Source organism: Streptomyces albidochromogenes (genome assembly GCF_005981925.1).
GTDB lineage: Bacteria > Actinomycetota > Actinomycetes > Streptomycetales > Streptomycetaceae > Streptomyces > Streptomyces albidochromogenes.
In genome coordinates this window covers 1-24,676 of sequence record NZ_VBVX01000073.1, presented here as the reverse complement: position 1 = coordinate 24,676, position 24,676 = coordinate 1, and the positions used below count along the sequence as shown (strand labels likewise).

Here is a 24,676-nt window from a genome sequence, read left to right as displayed (position 1 = left end):
AACCGGAAGGATACTGACGGAAACGGACAGGGGCGGCGGTGCGGGCGGGCGGGAGAGACGACGCCGGGACCTCCACCCAGAGCGACGTAGCTGGCAGATGAGCCGGCTTGACCAGATCTCCGTTCCCCTATTGCCCTGATCGCTGCCATCGCGCAGCTTCAGCTCGCGGCTCCAGATGTTTCGCCTTCGCGGTACGTGATCCACCCGTACGCCGCCGGCTCGGCCTCGCGGCCGCTATCGCCGCTGTTCACAGCCGGCCAGCCGGGCGACAGCCCGCAGTCACAGCCGCGCTGGATCTGGGTTTCCCGTCTCGGTCCTGCCAGCTCCGGATCCGTCCGCTGCGGGTGCTAGGCGACAGGGCCTACTCGTCGCGGGCGAACCGCGCGGACAGAAGGAAACGCCGACCCGTTCGGCAAGTCTCAGTCTCAGGGACTCGGCACGGTCAGGTACCGCCGGGTCGTCGGTGGTCGTCGGTCCCGGCCATGCCACGATCTCCCGCCCGCGCCGGCCCCACCGTCGGCGGTGCCAGCAGCACGTACCGCATGGGCGCATGGGCGCCAGCCCCAGCAGCTGCGCCGCCATGAGTGTCGCGTGCTGCCGGCGGTGTGCCCCGCTCTCGTCAGGCAGCCGCAGGTCGATGGCGACGGCCGCCGCGCAGAGCCCTCCCTTGTTGCGGCAGTACCGCATTCTCACCATCGGCGGATCGATGTTCGCTGCCTTGGCGACGGCGCGGGTGCCGGCTCGCTCGTAGCGGTCGGTCGCGAGGCACTCGCGGGCCGCCGGAGAGGATCGCGCCGCAGGCGCGTCAGAGCCGCATGGGGCGCCGGAGCGGGAACCGTGGAGCAGCTGTGACTGCCGCTCAGCCGTCAAGCGCAGGCCACCGGCCATGGGTCGCCAGTTGCTCGCCTACGAATGTTGGCCAACGACCGTTGACACGCCAGGCGGCTCCTCGCTATTCTCATCAACGAGCGTTGGCCAACATTCGTTGGCAGAGATGGGCGATGGCAAGCAAGCGTTGGCAACAGGAGGCCACCATGAACGGCACCGCCACCCACCGCACCGTGATCGTCGTCGGCTCCGGCCCTACCGGCCTCCTCCTCGCCGGAGACCTCGCCACAGCCGGCGTCACCGTGACCCTCGTCGAGAAGCGGCCGCACAAGACCAGCAACCTCTCCCGCGCCTTCGGGGTGCACGCCCGCACCCTGGAGCAGCTCGACGCCCGCGGCCTCGCCGACGAACTCCTCACCACCGGCGACCCCATCACCGGCCTGCGGCTCTTCCGCCGCCTCTCCCTCGATCTGAGCACGCTGCCCTCGCGTTTCCCCTTCCTTCTCATCACCCCGCAGTACGAGGTCGAGCGGCTCCTGGAGCGGCGGGCCCGGGAGGCCGGGGTCGAGTTCGCGTACGAGAGCGAGGTGATGGGGCTGCGGCAGGACGACGAGGGGGTCGACCTCGACGTGCGCGGCGCCGACGGGGCAGTCGCCACCCGCCGGGCGGCCTATGTCGTCGGCGCCGACGGTCACCGGAGCGCCGTGCGGGAGGCAATCGGCCTGGACTTCCCCGGCACCTCCGTCATCAAGTCGCTGATCCTGGCCGATGTCCGGCTGGCCGAGAAGCCCGAGGGCGTCCTCACCGTCAACGGCCGCGGCGACGCCTTCGCGATGATCGCCTCCTTCGGCGACGGCTGGTACCGGGTCATGGGCTGGAACCGCCGCAACGAGGTTTCCGACGACGCCCCGCTCGACCTCGACGAGGTCAAGGAGATCACCCGCCGGGCCCTGGGCACCGACTACGGCATGCACGACGCCCGCTGGCTCTCCCGTTTCCACAGTGACGAGCGCCAGGCACCGCACTACAGGGTCGGGCGGGTCTTCCTCGCAGGAGACGCCGCGCACATCCACTCTCCGGCCGGCGGGCAGGGCATGAACACCGGCCTCCAGGACGCCGCCAACCTGAGCTGGAAGCTCGCCGCGGCCGTCCAGGGCCGGGCGCCCGAAGGGCTCCTGGACAGCTACGAGACCGAGCGCCACCCGGTCGGCAGGGCGGTGCTGCGCAGCAGTGGCGGACTGGTCCGGCTGGCCCGCGCGCGCAATCCGCTGGTGCGTGCCGCCCGCGCCCTGGTGTCCGCGTTCGTCGACATGGCCCCGCCCGTCCAGCGCAAGGCCCTGGGTCAGATCACCGGGATCGGCTACGCCTACCCCGCCCCTCGCGGCGCCCACCGCCTCACCGGCACCCGCGTCCCCGACGTCGCCCTGCAGGACGGCCGGCTCTACGAGGCGCTGCGCGGCGGCCGGTTCGTACTGATCACGCCCGGGACGTACGAAGGCCCCGGTGTCCGTGAGGGAAGGCTGACCGTGGAGCACTGGGCGAGCGACCGCCGGACAACCGTCCTCGTACGGCCCGACGGATACGCCGCCTGGGCGACGGAAGGCGCGGACCCGGCGGGGATCAACGAGGCGGTGGCCCAGCATCTCGGCTGACCCCTGTCCGTCGGCTCATCCCGGCATCGCGGGGTCAGCTCGGTCGAGAGGCACCGCACCTCACGGCCGGGCTGATCCGCACGACAGGAACTACGGGCCTTCTTGGCACCCTCAGAGTGGATCGCCTGCTGGATGCACCTACCTACCGCTCCGCCTGCTCTGTAGCCGACGGAGCTTGATGAAGACGAAGGCGCCGAGGAAGCCCGCGATGTTCAACGCAGCGGCTGCCGCAACGACCGTCCAGAACAAGTTCATATCCACAAGATCCCCCGGGTGGTTGTCGACGTGGTCGTGAACGCCTTACCCAGGGCCGCCGTCGAGTTGCGACTGGACGATTGGTGTACGCCAGCGCTAGGCACAGGGCCAGTCCGCGGAGGTCTTCGACCAGATGCGTGGAGACGACGACGACCCGCTCGGCAACGCAGGAGTCGGCAACGCAGGAGATCGTCTCGCACGCCGGCCAACTCGCCGAATTTCCCCCTTCTCCCGAGCGCGGCAGAACATCGTCGGCATCCAAAGGCGGGCTCGCCGTAAGGCAGGCGGGCATCAGGAGACGCAAATGGCGACGATATACGGAACGGCGGAATGCATCGTACGCAATAGGCCGGCCGGCATGGATTCAGCCGCCAGGGCCATGGCTCACCGAGTAAGTCAAGACTTACCTTCAGGGAACTTTGACCGTATGGTGTGGCTCGAATTGAAGGAGCCCCCTGTTGTCCAACATAAATGACCCTGCTGTGCGTGCGGTTGCATCGGAGCGGGATTATGTGTCCTCCTTATACGAGTTGCTCACCGAGCGGCTTTCCGAGGCGCGAGTACACCGAGCGAGTGTGCTGAAGGCCCCGGCGGAAAGCGCCGGTGAGGCATACGAGAGGGAAATCGCCGCCGAGCGTCTGACCAAGGAAATCGGCCGGCTGGAGGGCGCCGAGAAAGGGCTGGTCTTCGGGCGCGTCGACTGGACGGATGGCACGGCCCTGCACATCGGGCGGATCGGACTGCATACGGAGGAGGAGGACCTGCCTCTGCTCGTGGACTGGCGCGCGAACGCGGCGCGGCCCTTCTACGAGGCGACACCGGTCCACCCGATGGACCTGCGGCGGCGCCGGCACCTGCGTCTTGAGGAGCGCAGGGTCATCTCGGTGAGCGACGAACTGCTGGACGGCTCCGCCCCGACCGACGAGGACGTCGTGGGGGACGGCCCGTTGGCCGAGGCTCTGTCGGCACGGCGTACGGGCAGGATGCACGCGGCCGTCGCGACGCTGCAGGCCGAGCAGGACGAGATCGTCCGCTCCGCCCACTGCGGGGTGACCGTGGTGCAGGGTGGGCCCGGCACCGGCAAGACGGTGGTCGCCCTGCACCGAGCGGCCTACGTCCTGTACGCGTTCCCGCGCGCCGCGGAGGAGGGTGTCCTGGTGGTCGGCCCGAACGCCCGGTTCCTCGACTACATCTCCCAGGTCCTTCCCTCTCTCGGAGAGAACGACGTCGTCCTGGCGACCTGCCAGGAACTGGCCGGAGTGTCCACGGACACGGTGGACGCGTTCAACACGGCGCGTCTCAAGGGCAGCGCCGACCTCGCCGACGCCTTGGCCGGCCTGCTGCGCGTCCATCAAGCCCCCGCCGGTGACTTCACCGTGCGGGTCGGACAGGAACGGGTGCGCCTCTCCGGCGAGGAAGTCGCCACGGCACGCGACGCCGCCGTGGCAGCCGCACCGGGGCACAACCCCGCGCGCCAGGTGTTCAAGGAACTCTTGGTCGACGCCGTCACGGACGCGATGCGGCGGGACATGGGCGACCTCCTGGAGCAGATCGACGCCGATGCCGAAGAGATGACGGGCATGAACCTCGACCGGTTCACGGGAGCCGCCCAGCGCCGTGTCGAAGGTGCGGCCGACCCGGGTCCGGTGCACGAGCTGGACCTGGACGCCATCCGAGCCGATCTCCTCGACGACGCCTGCGTCGACCGAGCGGTCGAGGCGTTGTGGCCGCGGCTGGTGCCCAGTGACCTCGTGAAGGCGCTCCTGACGGACGCCGGCGCTCTCGCCGAGCTCCTGCCCCGTCTGACCGCCGAGGAGCGGTCCCTTCTGCTGCGCGGTCCGGAGGGCCAGTGGACCGATGCCGATGTGCCGTTGCTGGACGAGGCGGCGAGCCTGGTCGACGGTCCCCCCGCGCGGGCGTACGGGCACGTCGTCGTCGACGAGGCGCAGGAACTGACCGCCATGCAGTGGCGGATGATCGTCCGCCGCTGTCCGGCGATGGGGATGACGCTGGTGGGTGACTTCGCCCAGGCGGGCCCGGTCGCGACAGCACGCGACTGGAAGGAAGCACTGAGCCCCCACGTCGGACCGCGGTTCAAACTGCACAACCTGACTGTCAGCTACCGCACCACGCAAGAGATCCTGGAGAGCGTCCGGGACCTGCTCACGAGGATCGCTCCGGACCAGAAGCCCACCCGGTCGCTGCGAAGCGGTGAGAGCCCTCGCATCGTGACCACACCTCCGGACGGGCTGGTCACCGCCGTCGTTCAGGAACTCCGCGCCCAGAGCACCGCGCACCCGGGCGAGCTTCTGGGAGTGATCTGCGCGGACACCAGGGTGAGCGAGTTGACGGCCCGAGGCATCGCTCACCACGCACGCATCGTGCCGGCGTCGGAAGCACGCGGCCTGGAATTCGACGGGGTCGTCGTCATGAACCCCGAGGAGATCATCACGGCCCGCCCCGGTGGGGAAAGGGACTTGTACGTAGCCCTGACCCGGGCCACCAAGCGCCTGTGCACCATCACCGTCCAGCCCGTGTGACGAGGCGGCGCCCGCGTCGTCACCGCGGGCGCACCCGGCGCGGTACAGACACCGGCCCGCGCGCACGAGGCTGCTCTCCGCCTCACCGCCCAGCATCACGCGGCCTGGTCCAAGCGAGCGCCCTGCTCGCCGATGAGCCGATGCCGTTTCAGGCCGCGCAGAGGTTGGCCCGTGAGTCGTCGGCGAGCAGGCGGGTCGGCGCGGCTCGGCCCCAAGGCCCACCTGAACATGCTGATACTGGCCGTACTGGTCACGAGCCAACCCGCGCCGGGCCTGCGGGAGCCGTAACACCCCAGCGATGTTCGAACGCCGGGCCGCCCACGGCACCAGCCGTACAGCGATCTCTGCCGCCACGTCTCCCATGAGCACAGGAGGAAGCCTTGATCACAGCGCAGCACTGGATCGACACCCTCGGTCTGGAAGCCCATGTGGAAGGCGGTTATTTCCGTCGGACCTTTCAGGCAGACCATCGCCCGCGCGTCCAAACGCCCGCCGGTGAGCGCTACACACTGACCTCCATCCACTACCTGCTCACCCACTGGTCGCCAGTCGGACACTGGCACCTGAACCGGTCCGACATCCTGCACTTCCACCACCACGGCGAACCGGTCACCTATCACCTGCTCCACCCCGACGGCCACTACAGCAGCGCCGTTCTCGGACAGGACACCGGCCGAGGACAGCTCCTCACCCTGGCCGTGCCTGGAGGAGTCTGGAAGGCCTCCCACCTCGCCGCCGGAGACCACGCCCTGATCAGCGAAGCAGTCGCGCCCGGATTCGACTACGCCGACATGACCCTCGGCCGACCCGACGAGCTCGTGACGCGCTTCCCCACGCACGCCGACCTCATCCAGCGCTACTGCCGACCGACCCCTCGATAGCCTTGCCGTCCGCATCTTCGCGAGGCGCGCCAGCGCCGGTTGGCATCAGGCGGCCCGTCCAGCACTTCCCGCCGCGGCGGTGGCGCGCGGGGAGCGCCCACTCCAGCGGTGACGAAGGGGCGACAGCGCGAGCCGGGCCCCCGCCCCGCCGGCAGGGCCTACGCCGTGGGTGAGCCGACCGGGTTCTCTGACCTCGCCTGCCGTTCCTCCAGCAGCCCGGTGCCCTGCACCCCCCCGCATCCCCCGCATACACATGTGGTTAGGGTAACCTTGCCTAGCTGTAGGTCAGGGTTCCGGTGGCGTAGGTGGAACCCATAGGACGGCAACCATCACGACGAACGGGCAGAGGCAGGGCGCAGGTGATGAGACGGTGACCGGGCAAGTGCGCCGTCGATCTCCCGCTCGGGCGGCACTCCCATGCCCGGGGCTCGGGGCGAGGCGTCGTGGATAAGATCGCGCTCACCGCCGGAGCCCTGTATCTCATTGTCCTGCTCCGCGCCGGAGGGACGTTCGCCGTCGGGTGGCTCGCCGGCGCCGGTGCCCGGCGCAGCAGGTTCGCCGAGCGGATCTCCTCGGCGAAGTTCCAGCGCGCCGAGCGGGCGATCCAGCGGTGGGGCGCGCCGGTGGTGGCCGTCTCCTTCCTGACCGTCGGTTTCCAGACCGCCGTCAACTTTCTCGCGGGCAGCATGCGCATGCCGTTGCCGCGTTATCTCCCCGCCCTGTTCGTGGGAGGAGCGGCCTGGGCACTGATCTACGCGACGGCGGGGCTCGGCGTGCTCGAAGTGCTGGGAAGGCTCTTCGCCGAGCAGACGGCCCTCGGAGTGTCGGCCGCGGCCGTCCTCCTCCTCACGGTGTGCGGGGTAGTCGCGTACCGCCGAAGGAAGGCGGCCCTGTCCTCCGGTGACAGCGTGGCCGGGGATTCGTAAGCCCGTCCCACGAGGGCCCGGGCGGCGGCGGGCGAGATGGCGCGCGGCCTCAGCTCTCCCGTCGAGCAGCACACGGGGTCACCTTCTACGCGCGCAGGGGGCCCTGTCCGGAATGGGTGGTGATCCCAGCAGTCCAAGGAGTCGGCCGCGGCCTGTGTCAGGTGCGATCGGTCCCTGTCGAAGCGTCTCAGCTACTGGCCACCGCCTCCCGGCAGCTACGGGACGACGCCTTGCACCGACTGCCGGGGCCACGCGGCTGGTGGCCGCACTCAGGCGGCTGGACTCCGGTCCTTCTCGGGGAGGAGCTGCTGCGCTTCCTTGATCAGCCGGCTCTTGAGCGCTCCGCGTGCGTTCGCCGTCAGCAGAGCGGGGTCCAACTGGCCGGGAGTGGCCTCGTACGGGTGCAGGGCGTTGCGGATGTGGGCGTAGGCATGGGGGTGCTGGGCGGCCAGCGTTCGGTCCGCCTGCTCGCTCGCTTCGCGGCGGGCGTGGGTTTCGGGCGCGTGGTCTTTGCGGGTGGCGACGGTCTGCATGAGGTGGCGTACCAAGCGGTCGCATTCGAGGTGACGTTGCTGGACGGCGCAGTAGAAACGCCGGGCGTTGATGATCTGCATGGCGTGATCGTGGGGCAGCCTGCTGAGGTCGACGTTCAGGGGTCCCAGCGCGGTGTGGGAGGAAGCCTTGGCCGGACTGGTGGTCATCTCCGTCAGCTCGGTCAGGGCTGCTTTCCACCGGCGTACGGCCAGCGGGTGGCGCAGCAGGACGTTGCGCTCGTTCTGCTGCCTGGCGTCGTCCGCGACGGCGCCGCGGAAGGAGACCTGGCCTTGTCGCAGCAGGCGGGCGACGGGTGGGGTCATGGTCACCTTGAGCCAACCGCGCTCGCAGGCTTCCTCGATGGAATCGAAGACGTCCTGGGCGGGAGGCCGCGGCGGCGGATCGACGATGCCCCGCTCCCGCTTGGACTGTTCCACCAGGCGGCTGTAGTCGGCGGGGAAGGCCTTGGTCAGCCACGACAACGCGGTGTGCTGCGCGTTGAGCGTGCTGAGGTGTTCGGGTGAGCGCTCGAACGCCTCGCGGCGGTACTGGGCGCTGACGCGCCGGGCTTCGTGCAAGTTCGCACGTACACGGCGCAGCTTGGTCTCCACCCCTTCCGCCCGGCCGTCGCCGGTCAGGCGCATGCGTTCAGCCGACACCTGCAGCTCCCCCTCGGCCCACAGCAGCGCGTCCTGCCAGTCCTGGTGCCATTCCGGCCCGCGCAGCAGTTGGCGTACGGGGCGCGACAGGCGTCGGGTGGCATCGGCGATGGAGACCGTGACCAGGTTGCGGAAGTCCTCGTCGAAGCACGCGACCAGTTCCTCCGCCGTGAGGCGGGGTACGTCCGCCAGCATGATCCTGCGCTCGCTCGCAGCCTCTGTCATCAGCCCCTCCTCGTCACGCCGTGATCACCCACCGTAGCCCCAGGAGCCCGTACGTGCAGGCGACTTGGGCAGCGTCCCGCTGGTCCCCTCAGGGTGGGGGTGTGCTCCGTGAGGCCTGGTGTGGGCGATGTGCTCGTTCGCCAGGGGCTGTTGCGAGCAGTGCGTCCGGTGTCCGGCCCCACCGGATCCGCGGCTGCTTCGAGGCGTACCGTGCCGGCGACGTGGGGGCGATCCTCGACGACGCGATCGTGCGCGTCACCACCGGTGGCCACGGCGACTGGCACAGTGTCAGGATCATGACCGACCCGCTGCAGGACCCTCAGTTCTTCAAAGACCCCTACGCGACGTTCGCCCGACTACGTGGCGCAGCGCCCGTGCACAAGGTGCCCACCGGATCGACAGGGCGCTACAGCTACGTCGTCACCGGTTACGCCGAGGCACGGGAAGCGTTCGCGGACCCCCGGCTGTCGAAGGACACGGCACGCTTCTTCACCGGTCAGCCCTCCCGTCGCAATCTCCACCCGGCGGTCTCCCGCACCATGTTGGCCACCGACCCTCCGCAGCACACACGGTTGCGCAGGGCGGCAGGGCCGGCCTTCACTCCCGGTCCCGTGGCGCGCATGCGTCCGTACATCACCGAGGTCGTCGGCGACCTCCTCGACGTGTGGGCGCCCGGCGACCGGGTCGACCTCGTGGCCGGGCTGGCCGTGCCGCTCCCCGTCACGGTGATCTGCCAGTTGCTGGGTGTGCCCGCGGACGACCGGACCATGGTGGCGCGATGGTCGAACGAACTCTTCGCCGCCGGCCGGCCCGATCGGATCGATGCCGCTTCCCATTCCATCGCCGGCTATATGGCCGGCCTCGTCGAAGCGAAACGAAGGGAGCCGGACGGCGGCCTCCTGCACAGCCTTCTCCTGCGGAGCGCCGCGGGGGAACTCAGTGACGACGAAGTGGTCTGGATGGCTGTCCTGTTACTCGTCGCCGGCCACGAGACGACGACCCATTTCATCGGCAACGCGGTCCTGGCCCTGGTGCAGCATCCCGACGCACTCGCGAGGCTGCGAGACGACCCCGGCCTCATTCCCACCGTCCTGGATGAGCTTCTGCGCTTCGACTCCCCCATCGGCATCGCGACCTTCCGCTACAGCACAGAATCCTTGGTCATCGGCGGAACCGAGATCCCGGCGGGCGTCCCGGTCCTCATCGCGCCGGGAGCGGCCAACCGCGATCCGGCACGATTCCCTGTGCCCGACCAGCTCGCTCTCACCCGGGACGCCACGGCACAGCTGGCCTTCGGGCACGGGATCCACCGGTGTCTGGGCGCCCCCCTCGCCCGCGCGGAGAGCGAGATCGTGCTGACCGGACTGCTCACGCGGTTCCCGGGAATCGAGCTCGCGGTACCCGGTGAGAATCTCCAGTGGCGTCGGACTCGGCTGATGCGTGGGCTCGAGTCCCTGCCGGTGCTGTTGTAGCCGGGAGGGCGGACAGGGCGCCATCTCCAGGCGTCACGGCGCCTGCGGGTCGCGCGGCGGGTGCCGTTTCGTAGCGTCGAAGCGTCGTCCGGGTCCGGGGCGTCTCACGCGTTGCCCGCCATGTCCGCCAAGTCCGCCGTGCCGTACTGCTACTCGGCCTGAATCGCGTCTGCCGAAACCTCGAAGACGAGCGCGATCCCGTCGCGTTCGTTCCCCCGCTCACCGACGCGCGTGAATCCGAAGCCCGCGATGGTGGCCAGGGAGGCAGCGTTGTCGGATCCGATGGTGGCCCGCACGGTCCTGACACCGGGTTCGGCGGCGGCCCTGGTGAGCAGCGCCTCCAGCATGGCGCGGGCATAACCCTGGCGGCGGTACTCGGGCACGACGGTGTAGCCGACCTCGACCAGGCCGGCCTCGTCGGGCGGCCCGTGGAATCCGGCGTCGCCGACGACGGACCCGTCCGGTTCGGACACCGCGGCCCGTGTGATCCAGGGCGCGGCAGAAGGGTCCTGGGCGACCTGGTCGGCGCGATGGCCGAAGATCCAGCGGGCGCGGTCGCAGACGAAGTGCTCGTCAAGGGCGACTCCGGCTTCGGCGCTGCCGCCGGCGAGGTCACCGTCGGCAAGTGCCCGCAGCGCCTTCGCGTTCAGCTCGACGAACCGGACGCGTTTGGCCATGGGTGGAGGTGTGTTGTTCATCGCGCAGATGCTCGCCCAGCGTGAGGGTGCTGTCCACCGCTTAACGGCCTGCGGCTGACGTCGTGAGCGTCCGGTGGGTCATGACGTGAGCCCGGGGCTGGTGCGGGTGGGGGGCCGGTGCACGGCTTGGCCAGGGCGCGGGACACGAGCCGGGGCACACGTATGGGCATCGCCGACTCCGGGAGTTCGACCGGCGCGCGTCACTAACCGATCATCAGACGATGTTGACAATCATTTTCAGATAGACGATGCTGCTCACGCCCCCCACCCGTCCGCCCGCCGTCCCGCGCGGACTCGGTGCGGGGGTCCACTCCACGTGATCCTCTGGGAGCAGCATGTCGATCTTTCACAACCGCCGGGAATTCCTCGCCCTCACCGGTGCCGCCGCCGGTGCCCTGGCGCTCACCGGGTGCGGTGCCGGATCAAGCAGCGGCGCCCCAGTGGCGGACGGCCGGGGGAAGCCCCGGCGCGGCGGACAATTCCGGGCGCTGTTCACCGGCGGCGGCGAGCAGGAGACCATCGATCCGCACGCCGAGGCCCTGGCCATCGACATGGCCCGCACCAAGGCCCTCTTCGACCGGCTCGTCGACCTGGACGCCACCATGGCGCCGGTGCCGCGCCTCGCCCGGAAGTGGGAGTCCAACGCCGACGCGACGGTGTGGCGGTTCACCCTGCGCGACGCGCTGTTCCACGACGGGAAGCCGCTGACTCCCGAGGACGTGCTGTTCACCTTCGGCCGCATCCTCGACCCGAAGGCGACCACCCACTTCGCCCAGAGCCTGCTCTCCGTCATCGACCTCAAGAGAAGCCGCAGCGCCGGTAAGAACGTCGTGGAGGTGGCGCTGAAGCGGCCCGGCGCCGAATTCCCCGCCCTGCTCGGCACGCTGGGTACGGCCGTCGTCAGCTCCCGTTACACCGACCCGGCCAAGCCCGTGGGAACGGGGGCGTTCACGCTGAAGTCCTTCCGGGCCGGGCGCGCCTTCGTCGCCGAACGGTTCGACGACCACTGGGACGGCGGCGCGTACGTCGACGAGCTGAGGATCCTTTCCGCCGACGCCGACGCCCGCGGCAACGCCCTGCGGGCCGGCGAGGCGGAGTTCGGCTACGAGATGACGCCGACCTTCGCCCGGACGGTGCAGGCCGACAAGTCGGTGCGGATCCTGGCGGCGAAGGGCAGCACGGCCCACGCCATCGTGATGAAGTGCGACCAGGAGCCCTTCGACAACCCCGACGTCACCCGGGCGTTCAAGCTGCTCGCCGACCGCGAGAAGCTCGTGCAGGTCGGCCTGGCGGGTCAGGGCGTGGTCGGCAACGACATGTTCGGCAAGGGCTACCAGTACTACCCCGAGGACGTCCCGCAACGTACCCGGGACGTCGCGGAGGCTCGCTCGCTGCTGAAGAAGGCCGGCGCGCTGAACAAGACGCTGTCGATCTACACCTCCGCGGTGGCGACCGGCTTCGTGGAGGCGGCCACCCTCTTCGCCGAGCAGGCCGCCGACGCCGGTCTGCGGGTGAAGGTCACCACCGGGGCGTCGGAGACGTACTTCAAGGACCAGCTCGCCAAGGGCGTGATGGGCAGCCACCGTTCCGGCGCGATGACGATCCCCAACTACATCAACGACCGGCTGCTCACGAAGTCGGCGTTCAACGCCTCCGGCTGGCGCCGCGAGGACTTCGACGCCACCTTCGCGAAGGCCCAGTCCACGACCGACGCCGGTGAACGCGGAAAGCTGTACGGCCGGTTGCAGCGCACCGTCCACGACGAGGGCGGCCTGCTGATCTGGGGCCACCCGGACTGGCTGAACGGTGTCTCGTCGCGGGTCCGGGGCATGGAGGCGGCGCCGCCCAACACCCTGGACTCGGGCCGCTTCGACAAGGTGTGGCTGGTCTGACGATGCGCCGGTACGCCTGCCAGCGTCTCGCGCTCGGTGTGGTCCAACTCGCCCTGCTCGCCGTGCTGGTCTTCCTGCTGACCTCACTGCTGCCGGGCGACGCGGCCGATGTCCGCAACAACGAGGACGCCGGCGCCGAGCAGGTGGCGGCGCTGCGCGAACAGCTCCGACTGGACCGGCCGCCGCTGGAACGGTTCACCGACTGGGCGTCGGGGATCGTCACCGGTGACCTGGGCACGTCGCTGGTGAGCGGCGGCCCGGTGCTGGACATCCTGACCGAGACGGTCGGCACCACGCTGGTGCTCGCGGCGGTCACGCTGGCCGTGGTGGTTCCGCTCGCTGTCACCCTCGGCATCGCCTGCGGTCTGCGCGAGGGCGGCCTCCTCGACCGGTCCGTGACCTCGGTGACCCTGGCACTCAACGCCGTACCGGACTTCGTGCTGGCACTGCTGCTGGTGACCGGGCTCTCGCTCAGGCTCGGGTGGCTGCCCGCCACCTGGGTCGGCGTGGGCGCGGCGGACCTGCTCGTACGACCGGGGCTGCTCGTCCTGCCGGTCACCGTGGTGGCCGCCCGCATGGTCTGCCTGCTCTCCCGGCAGGTCCGGGCGGGCATGGTGACGGTGCTCCAGGCCGGTTACGTCGCCCAGGCCCGCCGCCTGGGGGTGCCGCGCCGGACGCTGCTGCTGCGCCACGTCCTGCCGAACGCGGCGGTTCCCGGCATCCAGGAACTGGCCCGCGTCGGCGACAACCTGGTCGGCGGCGTACTGATCGTCGAGGCGGTCTTCGCCATCCCCGGCGTCGCGACCGCCCTCGTGCGGGCGGTGGAGGCGCGGGACGTGCCCACCGTGCAGGGTCTGGCCCTGGTGGTCGCGGCAGCGGCCCTGCTGTTCAGTCTCGCCGCCGACCTGTTCTCCCATCGCCTCGTACCACGGACGGAGGTCCTTCGGTGAAGCTCATGGAGCGACCCGGCGCTCGGCCGGGGCACGGCCGGATCCCCCTGGCGGTGGCGCCGCTGGGTTCCGTGCTCGTCGCGCTGCCCCTGGGTGTCGCCGTGCTCGGGCCGCTGTTCGCCGAGTCGCCCGCCGCCGGGGTGTCCGCCCCGTACGCGACGAGCGACGCCCGATACCCCCTCGGGACCGACGGGCTGGGCCGGGACGTACTGGCTCTCCTGCTGCACGGGGGCCGCAGCGCGCTGGGCATGGCGCTCGGCGCGGTCGCGATCGCCTACCTCGTCGGGGGTCTCGTGGGGTTGCTGGCGGCCTCGGCTCGCCGCCGGTGGGCGGACGAGCTGCTGATCCGCCCGCTGGACGTGCTCTTGCCGCTGCCGACCCTGCTGGTGATCAGCGTGGTCGCGGTCGGCTGGCGCGGTTCCCCCCTGGCCATCGCCCTCGCGGTCGCGGCCGTCAACGTCCCGCCGGTGGCCCGGCTCGTGCGCGGGGCGGCGCTGGACGCGGCGAGCAGCCCGGTCACCGAGGCGATGCGACTCCAGGGAGAATCCCGGATCCGCGTCCAGCTCGATCACATCGCCCGCTCCGTCATCACCCCGGTCGCCGCCGACATCGGCACCCGCATCACCCTCGCCGTGTTCCTGGTGGGTTCGGCCAACTTCCTGGGGCTCGGACTGAACCCGACCGCGCCCGACTGGGCGGTGAGCATCGCGCGCGGCCGTGAGGGACTGCTCCTCCAGCCGTGGGCGGTACTGGCGCCCGCCGCGATGCTCGTCATGTTCACCGTGGGGCTCAACCTGCTCGCCGACCGTCTGCTGGGCCGCTCCCGCCGTACGCGGGAGGACGTCCGATGACCCCGCTGGTCACCGTGCGCGGACTGACCGCACGCGCCGGGGGCGCGGTGCTTCTCGACGCGGTCGACTTCGACCTGTACGAGGGCCGCGTGACCGCGCTCGTCGGCCCGTCCGGCAGCGGCAAGACGACCGCCGCCCTGTCCCTGCTGGGCGAGGCGGGGCCGGGAGTGCGGCTGAGCGGCCGGATCACCGCCGACGGCGTCACGGCCGTGGACGCGAACGGGGTGAGCGCGTGGGCCGCTTCGCTGCCCGGGCGTGTCATCGCCTACATGCCCCAGCATCCGGGCAGCGCGCTCAACCCGGCCCGCCGTACCGGCGCCGTCCTCGCCGAGCTGGCGCGGCTGCACCGTCCCGACGCCGCACCGGCGACGGCGGTGTCCGAGGCGCTCCGCAGCGCCCAGCTCCCTCCGGGGCGGGACACCGAGCGGCGCTTCCCCCACCAGTTCTCGGGCGGGCAGCGCCAGCGCGTGGCGCTCGCGCAGACCCTGGTGTGCCGGCCCCGCGTCCTCGTCCTGGACGAGCCGAGCACCGGTCTGGACACGGTGGCGCGGATGCGGCTGGCGGAGGAACTGGCGGCCCTTGTGCGCGGCGGGCTCGCGCTGCTGCTGCTCAGCCACGACCTCGACCTGGTACGGGCCCTCGCCGACCAGGTGGTCGTCCTGCGGCGCGGGCGGGTGGTGGCCTCGGGTTCGCCCGCCGAGGCCCTGCCCGCCCGTCCCGGGGTGACCGGCGTCCGCCACACACCCCATGACTCCGGGCGGCCACCCGTCCTCGAAGTGCGCGGCCTGTCCGCGCACTTGCACAGCCGCGGCCGCGGCCCGGTGCTGCACGACGTGGACCTGCACCTGCCGGCCGGTGCGTGCGTCGGTGTGGCCGGGCTGTCCGGCAGTGGCAAGACGACTCTGGCCCGTTGTGTCGCCGGGCTGCACGAACGCCGGCGCGGCCAGGTGCTGCTGGACGGGGTGGCGCTTCCCGTCCTGCGGCGGCGCACCACCGAACAGAAGCGGCGCGTGCAGTACGTGTGGCAGGAGGTCCGCGCCTCCTTCGACGAGCGGCACACGGTGGTCGAGCAGGTGGCCCGTACCGCCGTACGGCTGCGGGGGCTCTCCTCCGGCGAGGCCCGGGCGGAGGCGCTGAGGCTGCTGGGCCGCCTGGGGCTGGACGGCGCGACCGCCGAGCGGCGCGCCGCCGCCCTGTCCGGCGGCGAGTTGCAGCGCACGGCGCTGGCGCGGGCCGTCATCGCGGCCCCCGACGTGTTGGTCTGCGACGAGATCACCACGGCCCTGGACCCGGCCGCCACCGAAGCGGTCCTCGCCGAACTCGGCCGGCTCCGCGAGGAGCACGGCACCGCGCTCCTCTGGGTCAGCCACGACCTCGAACTCCTCGCCGCCGTCGCACACCACGTCGTCGTCGTCGACGGCGGCCATGTCGTCGAGACCGGCGCACCCGAGCAGGTGCTGCGAGCGCCACGGGCCGCCCTCACCCGGCGCCTCGTACGCGCCATCCGTCTCGGTACGGCCCTGACGGCCACGGACCTGACCGCGCCGTCCGCCACCCGTTCCTGACACACCACGCGCTTCACCACCACCACGAGCTTCCACCCACACCCCGACCACGGAGGACACATGAACGACCGGCCCGCAGCCGGCGCCGCGGCGTCACGGGACGACGCCCGCGCCCTGCTGGAGTCCCTGCCCGACACACTGCCCGAGGACGAGATCCTCGCGATCAACAGCGCCACGTCCGACATCCACACCACGCGGACGTACGACTACAACGGCTGGGCTTTCACACTGCCACCGGGCGTCTTCAGGCCGGGTGACACCAGCCGCATCGTCCACGACCGGTTGCTGGACGGCACGATCCCCGTCAAGGGCAGGTCGTACGCGGCCATGGGTGTCGGCCTCGGGGTCGAGGCCGTCATCGCCGGCACGCTCGGAGCGCGGGAGATCTACGCGGCCGACGTCCACCCGGACAGCGTGGCGACGGCCGCCGAGCACTACGGGCGCATCGTCGGCGACCGGCCGGACACCGTCTTCCGGCCCCTGGTGTCCAACCTCTTCGAGGAGTTCGCCGATTCCGCCCGGCTGGACGTCATCACCTTCAACCCGCCCGCCGTCAGCACCCGGACCAGCGACGACCCGACCGTGGTCCGCAACGTCTGCGTGGGCGCCGGGGTCGTCACGCGCTTCTTCGACCAGATCGTCACCCGCGGCCTGCTCGCACCCCAGGGCGAGATCCACCTGATCGTGTCCAACACCGCCGAACTCAAGCGGATCGTCGGCTACGGCATGGACGCCGGATTCCGGCCCGAGATCCTGCACCGCCAGACGTGGGAGGGCGACGACTGCCAGGCGTACCTCTTCAAGCTCATCCGCCACGACGCCGCCTGACCGGGAGGACATCACATGCACGAGCACATAGCCGAGGCCGTCAAGGAACCGGACGTCGTGACCGTACCCCCGGGCGCGATCTGTCTGCGCTTCGAGACGATGAAGCTGTACTCGGCACTCGGCGCCGTACGCCACCTGTTGGAGACCGGGCAGATCAAGCCGGGCGACACTCTCGTCGACAGCTCCAGCGGCATCTACGCCCACGCGCTCGCCCTGGCCTGCCACCGCTACGGGCTCCACTGCCACATCGTCGGCTCGACCACCGTGGACCGTACCCTCCGCGTCCAGCTGGAGATCCTCGGCGCCACGCTGGAGCAGGTCCGCCCGTCCAAGAACCTGCGCCTGGACCAGAACCTGCGCGTCGAGCGGATCGGCGAACTGCTGCGCGAGAACCCGCACTACCACTGGATGCGGCAGTACCACGACTCCATCCACTACATCGGCTACCGCGACGTCGCGGACGTGATCGGCAAGGAGGTCCCGGAGGGCCCGCTGTCGCTCGTCGGGGGCGTGGGGACCGGGGCGTCCACCGGCGCCATCGCCACGTACCTGCGCGAGGCGGGCCGGGACGTGACGCTCGTCGGGGTGCAACCGTTCGGCAGCGTCACCTTCGGCGCCGAGCACGTCCTGGACCCGGACATGATCATCGCGGGTATCGGCAGCTCCATCCCGTTCCAGAACGTACGGCACGATCTGTACGACCGCATCCACTGGGTGAACTTCGACTACGCCATGTCGGGCGCCGTCGAACTCCTGCGGGCCAGCGGCATCTTCGCCGGCCTGTCGGCGGGCGCCGCGTACCTCGCCACGCTGTGGGAGCGGCGGCGCGACGCCGACCGGACGTACGTCTTCCTGGCCGCCGACACCGGGCACCGGTACGTGGACAGCGCGTACTCCCACCACGCAGCCGCCGTCGGCCTCGGATCGATGCGGCCCCACGAGGTCACGGCACAGGACGAACTGCGGCACCCGTGGTCGGCGATGGACTGGCCGCCCACCGACAGCGCGCTGCTGCGTGGCGCTCCTGTGCTGGTGCCCGAGAGGGCCTAGCGTCGCCCGCCCCGGCCGGCCCCCTGACGAAGTACCCCCTGTGCCTGCGACCGAAAGGTGCCCTCCATGTCTCTCGACGAGCAGCTCTCGCGCGGCTTCGTTCTCCTGCCACGCCTCCTCGACGCCGCCGAAACGGCGGCCCTGGGCGAGGCGTCGGAAGCCGTCCTCGCGCGTGTGACGAAGAAGGCGCGGGAAGGGGCGGCCGACGTCAGCGTGTGGCCGGACGGGCACCGGCTGGAGACGGTGGACGGCACCACCGTCCACTGGGAGCCGGACGCCCGTCCGCCCGCGGTACGCAGCCTCGCGCCGGTGACGCACCTGCACCCGGCGCTGGAGTCCCTGTGGACCGACGAGCGGATCACCGCTCCCATGCGCCGGATCGTGAACAGCGAGCGGCTCGGTCCGTTCACCTCCAAGCTCAACTTCAAGCGTGCGGGCGTCGGTTCGGAGTTCCGCTGGCACCAGGACCACCCGTACTGGTACTGCTGCGCGGGGCCCGACGCCCGGGACGTCGCCACCGCGATGGTCTTCCTCGACGATGTCACGGCCGACAACGGCGCGCTGGAGATCGTGCCGGGGAGCCATCTGGCCGGGCCCGTGCCGCGTGACCGGTCGGAACCCACCGGCCTGCTGGTGGACGCCGCGCGCACCGATGTGAGAGGCGCGGTGACCGTCGAGGCCCCGGCCGGCTCGGTACTGATGTTCCCGGGGCTCGTCGTGCACCGCTCCGGTCCCAACCGGGCGGCCCGGGACCGGCGTTCCGTGCTGCTGTGCTTCCAGCCCGCCGGGCGGCCCGAACTCCCGGGCCTCCCCTACCGGGCGGAGCGGCTCGCCGAACTTCCCTGACCCCCTCCCTCCGTACCCACCCGCCGAGAAAGAACAGACATGCCTCCCTCACATCCGTACTCCGTCCCCGAACTCCAGCAGGCGGTCCTCGACGGCGCCTACGGGCCCCTCCCCCAGGACCTGGCCGTCACCAGCGCCTTCTGGCTCCACCACACCACCCGGCTGGCCGGCAGCAGGGTCACCTACCGCAACAGCTACCTGCTGATGCGCTCCGGCGACGCCTTCGGCGCCTGCTCCTTCGAAGCCGGCGAGGTCGCCCCCGACTTCTGCGCCGACGCCTCCGGGCACACCCTCGACACACTCATCCGGCACGAGTCGGCGCCGGTGCGCATCGCCGCGCTCGACGCGTATCTGGGGCGCGTCCAGCCGCACCGAAGCGCCGCGGGCGCCGAGACCGTCGTCCTGCCCACCGGCACCCCGGAGGAGCGCGCGCAGGCCAGGGACGCGGCCGTCGCCGGGCTCCTCGACATCGCGCCCGGCGCGAAGGTCGCGCTCATCGGCGTCGTCAACCCGCTCGTGGCCGCGATACGCGAGCAGGGCGGCGTCCCGCTGCCCTGCGACTTCAACCTGCGCACCACGCACTGGGGCGACCCCGTCACGGACGACATGGCGCAGGTCCTCGCCGAGGCCGACGCCGTGGTCGCCACCGGCATGACCCTCAGCAACGGCAGCTTCGACCAGATCGTGGAGCACTGCCGCAAGCACGAACTTCCGCTGGTGGTGTACGCCCAGAGCGGCAGCGCCGTCGCGCGTGCCTTCCTGGGCGCCGGAGTGTCCGCGCTGTCCGCCGAGCCGTTCCCCTTCTCCCAGTTCAGCGCCGACGCCACCGCGCTGTACCGGTACCGGGCGGAGCAGGCATGAGCAGCGAGACGAAGCACCCGGCGGCGGGCGCCACCGCCGGTTCGGTATCGCAGCAGCCCGCAGAGGCCGCGACGGACACGGTGGCGAGCGACCGTGCCGTGCCGGGCGACTGGCGGATGACCCGCGTCCTGTGGCCGCTGATGCTCGCATCGGCCGTGGGCCTGGTGCCCTTCACCGTCTACAGCACCTTCCTCGTCCCCATCGCCGACACGGCGGACGCCGGCGTCGCCGCCCTCGGTCAGCTGCGCGGCCTCGGCGGACTCGCCGCCCTGGCCGTGGGCACAGCGCTGGCTCCGCTGATCGACCGCGTCCGCAGGGAATGGGCGGCCGCGGGCGGACTCGCCGTGCTGGCCCTGTCAGCCGCCTTCGGCGCCACCGGCGAGTTCCTGCTGCTGACCGCCTTCTGCCTGCTGGTCGGCGCCGGTACAGCCGTGCTCAATCCGGCGCTGACGGCAGCCGCGGCCGACCGCTTCGACAACGACGCGGCCGCGGGCCGCGCGGCGACCCTCGTCACCGCCACCCAGTCGCTCACGGCACTCCTGGCCGCGCCGCTGGTGGCGTTGCCGGCCGTGCTGTGGGGGTGGCAGGGCGACTTGTGGGCCGTCGCCGCCATCGCCGGCGTACTGGCTCTGTACTTCGCCCTGCGGGGCCGCCGCACTCAGCACGCCGGACTCACACCCGGCCGGGACGAGGGGAAGGCGACGCGGACGGGGTACCTCGCGTCGTTCACGTCGCTCGGCGCCCTGCCCGGGGTGGTCCCGCTGCTCGGTGTGGCCATGCTGAGAACAGCGGCTTTCATGGGGTACCTCGCGTACCTCGCCGCCTTCTACGACGAGCGCTTCGGCCTGGACCCCGGGCTCTTCGCCATCGTCTGGACGTTGAGCGGCACGTCGTTCTTCCTGGGCAACCTCCTCGCCGGACGACTGCTGAGCGCCGAGCGGCCGAGGGTCTCCAGTGAGCGGCTGATGACGCTCGCCCTGCTGGTGGCGCTGGCGGCTCTCGTGGGCGTCTTCTTCGCCCACTCGCTTTTCCTGGCGCTCCCGTTGACCGCACTCATCGGCGCCGGCCACGCGACGGTGGCCGCTTGTGTCACCACGCTGCTGGTGCGCCGCTGCGGCCCGCTGCGGGGAACGGCGCTGAGCCTCAACGCCGCCGGGATGAGCTTCGGCGTCTTCCTCGGCGCCGGCCTCGGTGGCGTCGGTCTCGCGCTCGGCGGATATCCGGGCACCGCCGCGGCCCTGGGCGCACTGACCCTCGCGGCGCTCGTCCTCGCCCGCGCGGTGGCACGCTCCGCCCCTGCTGGTGGCTGAGGAAGCCACCAGTACTCCCGAGGCATCGGCGCGGGAGACACCTATGGGCCGGCGCCACGGCCTGTGGGTGTCTCCCGCAAGGGCGGAGCATGTGGCAGAGGCGAGAACTGTCGATCAGCCGGAGCCGGATGGGACGGTAGGAGCCGGGCGGGCCCACGCACGCCAACGTCGCGCAGGCCGGCCGCGGGGCTTGCCAGGACAGGCACCGCTGGAAGGCACGTACAACGTCACGAGGGTGGCGGGCCCTCTCGTGGGCGAGTCCTCAGTCGCTGACTGAGCGCGTCCCCGAGGAGCCGGTCCAACGGGCCGGCATGCTCGATGCCCAGCTGCTCGGCCAGCTCGACGGCATGGAGCCGGACAGCAGCCTCCAACAGCTGGGCGTAGGCATCCACCGCACCGCGGAGCCGGAATCTCGCGGTCAGTGCGAGCACGCCGGCGACCGGCGCGGCGGGCCACCACCACACCGCCAGCGGGGCGTACAGCGCAGCCCACCCGCCCAGCGTGGACGCACGCGTGAGGGCCTGCTCCGCGGCTGTGATCTCGGCCCGGGTGGTCTCGGGCAGCATGAGCCACAGGTGCGGCCACACGAGCGGCAGGTCCAGGTGATGGTCGCGCTCCAGGCGTGCGGAGACAGCATGGACGCGGTCACCACTCCACGTGGGACGGTCCGGCTCCTCGGCGCCGACGCGGTGCATGGCCTGGTGCGCTGCGCGGCGCGGGGCAGAGTCGGCCCGCTCCCCCAGAAGTGCCAGGGAACGGGCGTCCGCGTCGAGTTGCTGCCGATAGCGCTGCGCGGCGGCGCCCCAGCGCGCCCGGCGACGTACGACACGTCCGTACACCCACTGCCGAAACGGGCGCGGCCAGGCGCGCCATCCAGCGGCCAGGACGGCGCGCTGGACAAGCGTCCCCAGAGCCTGGGCAGCCAACCCCGCCACCGCGGCCGCAGCGAGAACCGCGCCGAGCAGCACGACCTGCCCGCCGACGCTGGAAGCGACGGGCGCCTGGGCCCACTGGCCGATCCGGTCGATGAGGCGCTGATGGTCCAAGGCATGGGCATGGCCGAGGACCCGGGAAACGGTGGCCGTGACGATCAGGAGCGCCCCGGGCAACACCAGCAACGTGAGCCAGCGTTCGGCGAGCTTCTGCCCGAGCGCGCCGAGGAATCCGCCCACCACGCTACAGCCGTTCCCTGCGCAGCGGTTGGCCGCTGACGCGGCAGCGGGGCGCTTCGGAGGCGTCGGGCCAGGCGTGCCGGGAGCACTGACGCGTCGGGCAGATCAGCACCCACTCGTCGGGCGTGGCGGGGTCGACTCCGAGCGGGGTCATGCCGCGCGTGCCCCCGCCGCCGTGCACCCCCACGGCGTCACCTGCCGCGAGCAGGGCCTCGTGGAGTGCGTCCAGCGCCGGGGCGGGGTCCTCCCCGTCGCGCAGAGCGGCGAGGAGGCGTTCCAGCGGGGCCGTGCCCTCGGCTGCGTACGCGTCCAGGTCCGTACGGATGCGCTCCAACCGTCCGCAGACGTGGGCGATCGCCTCACGCACCCTCGTGTCGACACCGCTGCGCTGATCGGCCACTCCAAGCCCCCTGTCCGTACTGACTCGGCCATCCTGTCCGAAGCCGACCGATTCAAGCAACAGCCGATCTACTGTGCTGGATTGACGATCCGTCATCGGCGTGGGGGGCTCCTGATGGGGAAGCGCGAGAAGCTGCTGGCGGCGGTCAGGAGTAGCGTGGAGCGGGTGGGCGACAGGCAGGACTTGTCCTGTGCGCTGGATCCGGCCGCACTGACCGCCGCCCGCCAGCTGGCGGCGTACGCCGCCGGCGGTGACCTGGAAGCCGCCCACGCCTTGGCCTGGCTGCATCACTTGCGCTCTCAAGCGCTCCCGCGGGCGCAGGCCGAACGCGAATGGACAGAAGCGGTCCGACTCTTCGGACGGTGCTTCATCGTGGAAGAGGAAGCTGTACCGGAGTCCCTGCGCCTGGCCGTGGCCGAGCGAGCGGTACCCGATCTGATGGACCTGCTCAACCGCTCGTTCAGCACCACCACGGATCCTCAACTCCTGGACACCGCCGTGGACCTGGCAAGGCGAATCGCGCGCAGGATCCCCGACGGCCATCCGCGCCACTCGCACACCCTTTCCCTCCTCTGCGCTGCCCTGAACCAACGCTTCACGCGCGGCGGGGATCTCAGGGACGTGGACGAAGCGGTGCGGGCGGGCCGTACCTCCGTCCGGGCCACTCCTGACGGCCACCCCCAGCGCGCGCTCTACCTCTCCAATCTCTGCGGCGCTCTGCTGGAGCGCTTCAAGCGCACCGGCGACGTGAAGGACGTGGACGACGCGGTGAAGACCGGCCGGGCCGCCGTACGGGCCGCTCCCGACGGTCACGCCGACCAAGCCGTGAATCTGACCAACTACGGTGCCGCCCTGCGGCTGCGGTTCATACGGGTCGGCGAGCTGGGAGACGTGGACGAGGCGGTGGAGGTGAGCCGTGCCGCCGTACGGGCCACCCGCGCGGACGACCCCCGCCGGGCCGTGTGTCTCTCGAATCTCGGCGTCGCCCTGCAATCGCGGTTCCAGCGCACCGGGATGCTGACGGATGTGAACGAGGCCGTGGAGGTGCACCGCGCCGCCGTTCGAGCCGGCGACCAGCAAGCGGGATACCTGTCCAACCTCTGCCTCGTCCTCCTGGACCGCTTCAAGCGCACCGGCGACGTGAAGGACGTCGACGAGGCGGTGGAGGTGGGCCGCACCGCCGTACGAACCACCCCCGACGGCAACCTCGACCGGGCCGTGCACCTGACCGGTCTCAGCTCCGCCCTGCGCTTCCGGTTCCAGGGCACCGGAATGCTGGCTGACGCCGACGAGGCCGTGGAGACGGGCCGCGCCGCCCTCCTGGCCACCCCCGAAGGCCACCCGGAACGCGCGGCACGCCTGGCCAACCTCGGCGCCTGCCTGCGGATGCGGTTCGAGCGCACCGGGAACCTCGGGGACGTGAACGAGGCGGTGGAGGCAGGGCGCGCCGTCCTCCGGACCGTTCCCGGCGACCACCCTCAGCGCGCGGGCTTCCTGGCCGAGTTCGCGACCGCCCTCCAGTTGCGGTTCGAGCACGGCGGAGTTCTCGGGGACCTCGACGAGGTGGTGGAGGCCAGTCGCGCCGCCGCCCGGACCGCGTCTGAGGGCCACCTGCGGGCCATGCCCCTGGTCAGCCTCTGCATCGCATTGCGGAGGAGGTTCGAGCGCCGTGGGGATCCACGCGATGTGGACGAGGCGGTGGAGGCGGGCCGCGCTGCCCTGCGAGTGATGCCCGACGGTCACCCCAACCGCGCGGGCGCTCTGATCAACCTCGCGAGCGTATTGCGGCTGCGGTTCGAGCGCACCGGAGCGGTGGCCGACTTGGCGGAGGAGCAGTCCGTCTGGGAGCAGGCGGCCGAGTCGGGTACCGCTCCACCGTGGATGCGCATCCGTGCGGCGCGTGGGGCGGCGCGCCTGGCCGCGCCGTCGGATCCCGGCCGGGCGGCCGGATTCCTGGAGCGGGCCGTACTGACGCTGCCGCAGGTGGCACCGCGCCGGCTGCGGCGTAGCGACCAGCAGCACGCCCTCGGCGCCGACGCCGTCGATCTCGCCGCCGACGCGGCCGCCCTGGCCCTGGCCGACACGAGCGGCACCGCCTCGGAGCGGGCAGCGCGGGCGCTGCGCCTGGTGGAGGCGGGCCGTGCCGTGCTCCTGTCCCAGGCACTGGACACCCGGGACGATCTGTCCGAGCTGCGCGTCCGGCACCCCGAACTGGCCTCGCGCTTCGCCGAGCTGCGTGAATTGCTGGACCGGGACCAGTCGACGGGCACGGGCGCGGGGA

Annotated in this window: 18 protein-coding genes and 1 pseudogene; 15 read left to right on the top strand and 4 right to left on the bottom strand. The window is 71.4% G+C overall.

Going from position 1 to position 24,676, the window contains the following annotated elements:
- Nucleotides 1-1,034 precede the first annotated feature (1,034 nt).
- The 4 genes from E2E34_RS12680 to E2E34_RS12665 all read left to right on the top strand — a co-directional run bounded on the left by E2E34_RS12680 (nt 1,035) and on the right by E2E34_RS12665 (nt 7,082).
- The gene (locus tag E2E34_RS12680) at nt 1,035-2,480 is read left to right on the top strand and encodes an FAD-dependent monooxygenase (protein WP_244315683.1); all 1,446 of its coding nucleotides are present in this window, start codon (nt 1,035-1,037) and stop codon (nt 2,478-2,480) included.
- A 713-nt stretch (nt 2,481-3,193) separates the two neighbouring features.
- Nucleotides 3,194-5,275 carry a HelD family protein gene (locus E2E34_RS12675; RefSeq protein ID WP_500691564.1) on the top strand — a complete coding sequence of 694 codons (2,082 nt, stop codon included), beginning with the start codon at nt 3,194-3,196 and terminating at the stop codon, nt 5,273-5,275.
- A gap of 380 nt (nt 5,276-5,655) precedes the next feature.
- Nucleotides 5,656-6,156, top strand: coding sequence for a cupin domain-containing protein (locus E2E34_RS12670; protein WP_138901994.1), 501 nt, complete (start codon nt 5,656-5,658; stop codon nt 6,154-6,156).
- Nucleotides 6,157-6,599: 443 nt separating this feature from the next.
- Entirely contained in the window at nt 6,600-7,082 is a 483-nt protein-coding gene (locus E2E34_RS12665) for a DedA family protein (RefSeq protein WP_138901993.1), read from the top strand.
- A gap of 269 nt (nt 7,083-7,351) precedes the next feature.
- On the opposite strand, the gene E2E34_RS12660 is transcribed toward E2E34_RS12665, so the two are convergent.
- Nucleotides 7,352-8,500, bottom strand: coding sequence for a hypothetical protein (locus tag E2E34_RS12660; RefSeq protein ID WP_138901992.1), 1,149 nt, complete (start codon nt 8,498-8,500; stop codon nt 7,352-7,354).
- A 296-nt stretch (nt 8,501-8,796) separates the two neighbouring features.
- On the opposite strand from E2E34_RS12660, the gene E2E34_RS12655 reads away from it, so the two are divergent.
- Nucleotides 8,797-9,972 carry a cytochrome P450 family protein gene (locus E2E34_RS12655; RefSeq protein ID WP_138901999.1) on the top strand — a complete coding sequence of 392 codons (1,176 nt, stop codon included), beginning with the start codon at nt 8,797-8,799 and terminating at the stop codon, nt 9,970-9,972.
- Between the two features lie 149 nt (nt 9,973-10,121).
- Here E2E34_RS12655 and E2E34_RS12650 read toward each other — a convergent pair whose 3' ends face one another.
- Nucleotides 10,122-10,649 carry a GNAT family N-acetyltransferase gene (locus E2E34_RS12650; RefSeq protein ID WP_167518279.1) on the bottom strand — a complete coding sequence of 176 codons (528 nt, stop codon included), beginning with the start codon at nt 10,647-10,649 and terminating at the stop codon, nt 10,122-10,124.
- A gap of 356 nt (nt 10,650-11,005) precedes the next feature.
- Here E2E34_RS12650 and E2E34_RS12645 point away from each other — a divergent pair, with 356 nt between their 5' ends.
- From E2E34_RS12645 to E2E34_RS12605, 9 genes are all read left to right on the top strand, one after another.
- Nucleotides 11,006-12,562 carry an ABC transporter substrate-binding protein gene (locus E2E34_RS12645; protein WP_138901990.1) on the top strand — a complete coding sequence of 519 codons (1,557 nt, stop codon included), beginning with the start codon at nt 11,006-11,008 and terminating at the stop codon, nt 12,560-12,562.
- Entirely contained in the window at nt 12,550-13,512 is a 963-nt protein-coding gene (locus tag E2E34_RS12640; protein WP_425573402.1) for an ABC transporter permease, read from the top strand. The genes E2E34_RS12645 and E2E34_RS12640 overlap by 13 nt, the downstream gene beginning before the upstream one ends.
- A 5-nt stretch (nt 13,513-13,517) precedes the next feature.
- Nucleotides 13,518-14,363 carry an ABC transporter permease gene (locus tag E2E34_RS12635; RefSeq protein WP_138901989.1) on the top strand — a complete coding sequence of 282 codons (846 nt, stop codon included), beginning with the start codon at nt 13,518-13,520 and terminating at the stop codon, nt 14,361-14,363.
- Nucleotides 14,360-15,928: an ABC transporter ATP-binding protein gene (locus E2E34_RS12630; RefSeq protein ID WP_138901988.1), complete on the top strand. Its 1,569-nt coding sequence runs from the start codon at nt 14,360-14,362 to the stop codon at nt 15,926-15,928. The genes E2E34_RS12635 and E2E34_RS12630 overlap by 4 nt, the downstream gene beginning before the upstream one ends.
- Before the next feature lie 60 nt (nt 15,929-15,988).
- Entirely contained in the window at nt 15,989-16,756 is a 768-nt protein-coding gene (locus E2E34_RS12625; protein ID WP_138901987.1) for a class I SAM-dependent methyltransferase, read from the top strand.
- A gap of 15 nt (nt 16,757-16,771) precedes the next feature.
- Complete coding sequence (locus E2E34_RS12620; protein WP_138901986.1) at nt 16,772-17,806, top strand: pyridoxal-phosphate dependent enzyme; 1,035 nt, start codon at nt 16,772-16,774, stop codon at nt 17,804-17,806.
- Between the two features lie 66 nt (nt 17,807-17,872).
- Nucleotides 17,873-18,652 (top strand): phytanoyl-CoA dioxygenase family protein, encoded by a 780-nt coding sequence (locus tag E2E34_RS12615; RefSeq protein ID WP_138901985.1) that lies wholly within the window; start codon nt 17,873-17,875, stop codon nt 18,650-18,652.
- A 39-nt stretch (nt 18,653-18,691) separates the two neighbouring features.
- A complete protein-coding gene (locus E2E34_RS12610; protein WP_138901984.1) occupies nt 18,692-19,513 on the top strand; it encodes a Rossmann-like domain-containing protein in 822 nt (273 codons plus the stop codon).
- Nucleotides 19,510-20,823, top strand: a complete 1,314-nt coding sequence (locus E2E34_RS12605; protein ID WP_208765220.1) for an MFS transporter — start codon at nt 19,510-19,512, stop codon at nt 20,821-20,823. Before E2E34_RS12610 ends, E2E34_RS12605 begins: the two co-directional genes overlap by 4 nt.
- Before the next feature lie 227 nt (nt 20,824-21,050).
- On the opposite strand, the gene E2E34_RS12600 is transcribed toward E2E34_RS12605, so the two are convergent.
- Nucleotides 21,051-21,998, bottom strand: coding sequence for a hypothetical protein (locus E2E34_RS12600; protein WP_138901983.1), 948 nt, complete (start codon nt 21,996-21,998; stop codon nt 21,051-21,053).
- 1 nt (nt 21,999) lies between these two features.
- On the bottom strand, nt 22,000-22,395 hold the full coding sequence (locus tag E2E34_RS12595; RefSeq protein WP_138901982.1) for a hypothetical protein: 396 nt from the start codon (nt 22,393-22,395) through the stop codon (nt 22,000-22,002).
- A gap of 114 nt (nt 22,396-22,509) precedes the next feature.
- Between E2E34_RS12595 and E2E34_RS12590 the strand changes: the two are divergent.
- A pseudogene (locus tag E2E34_RS12590) lies at nt 22,510-24,676 on the top strand (hypothetical protein); the annotation flags it as partial.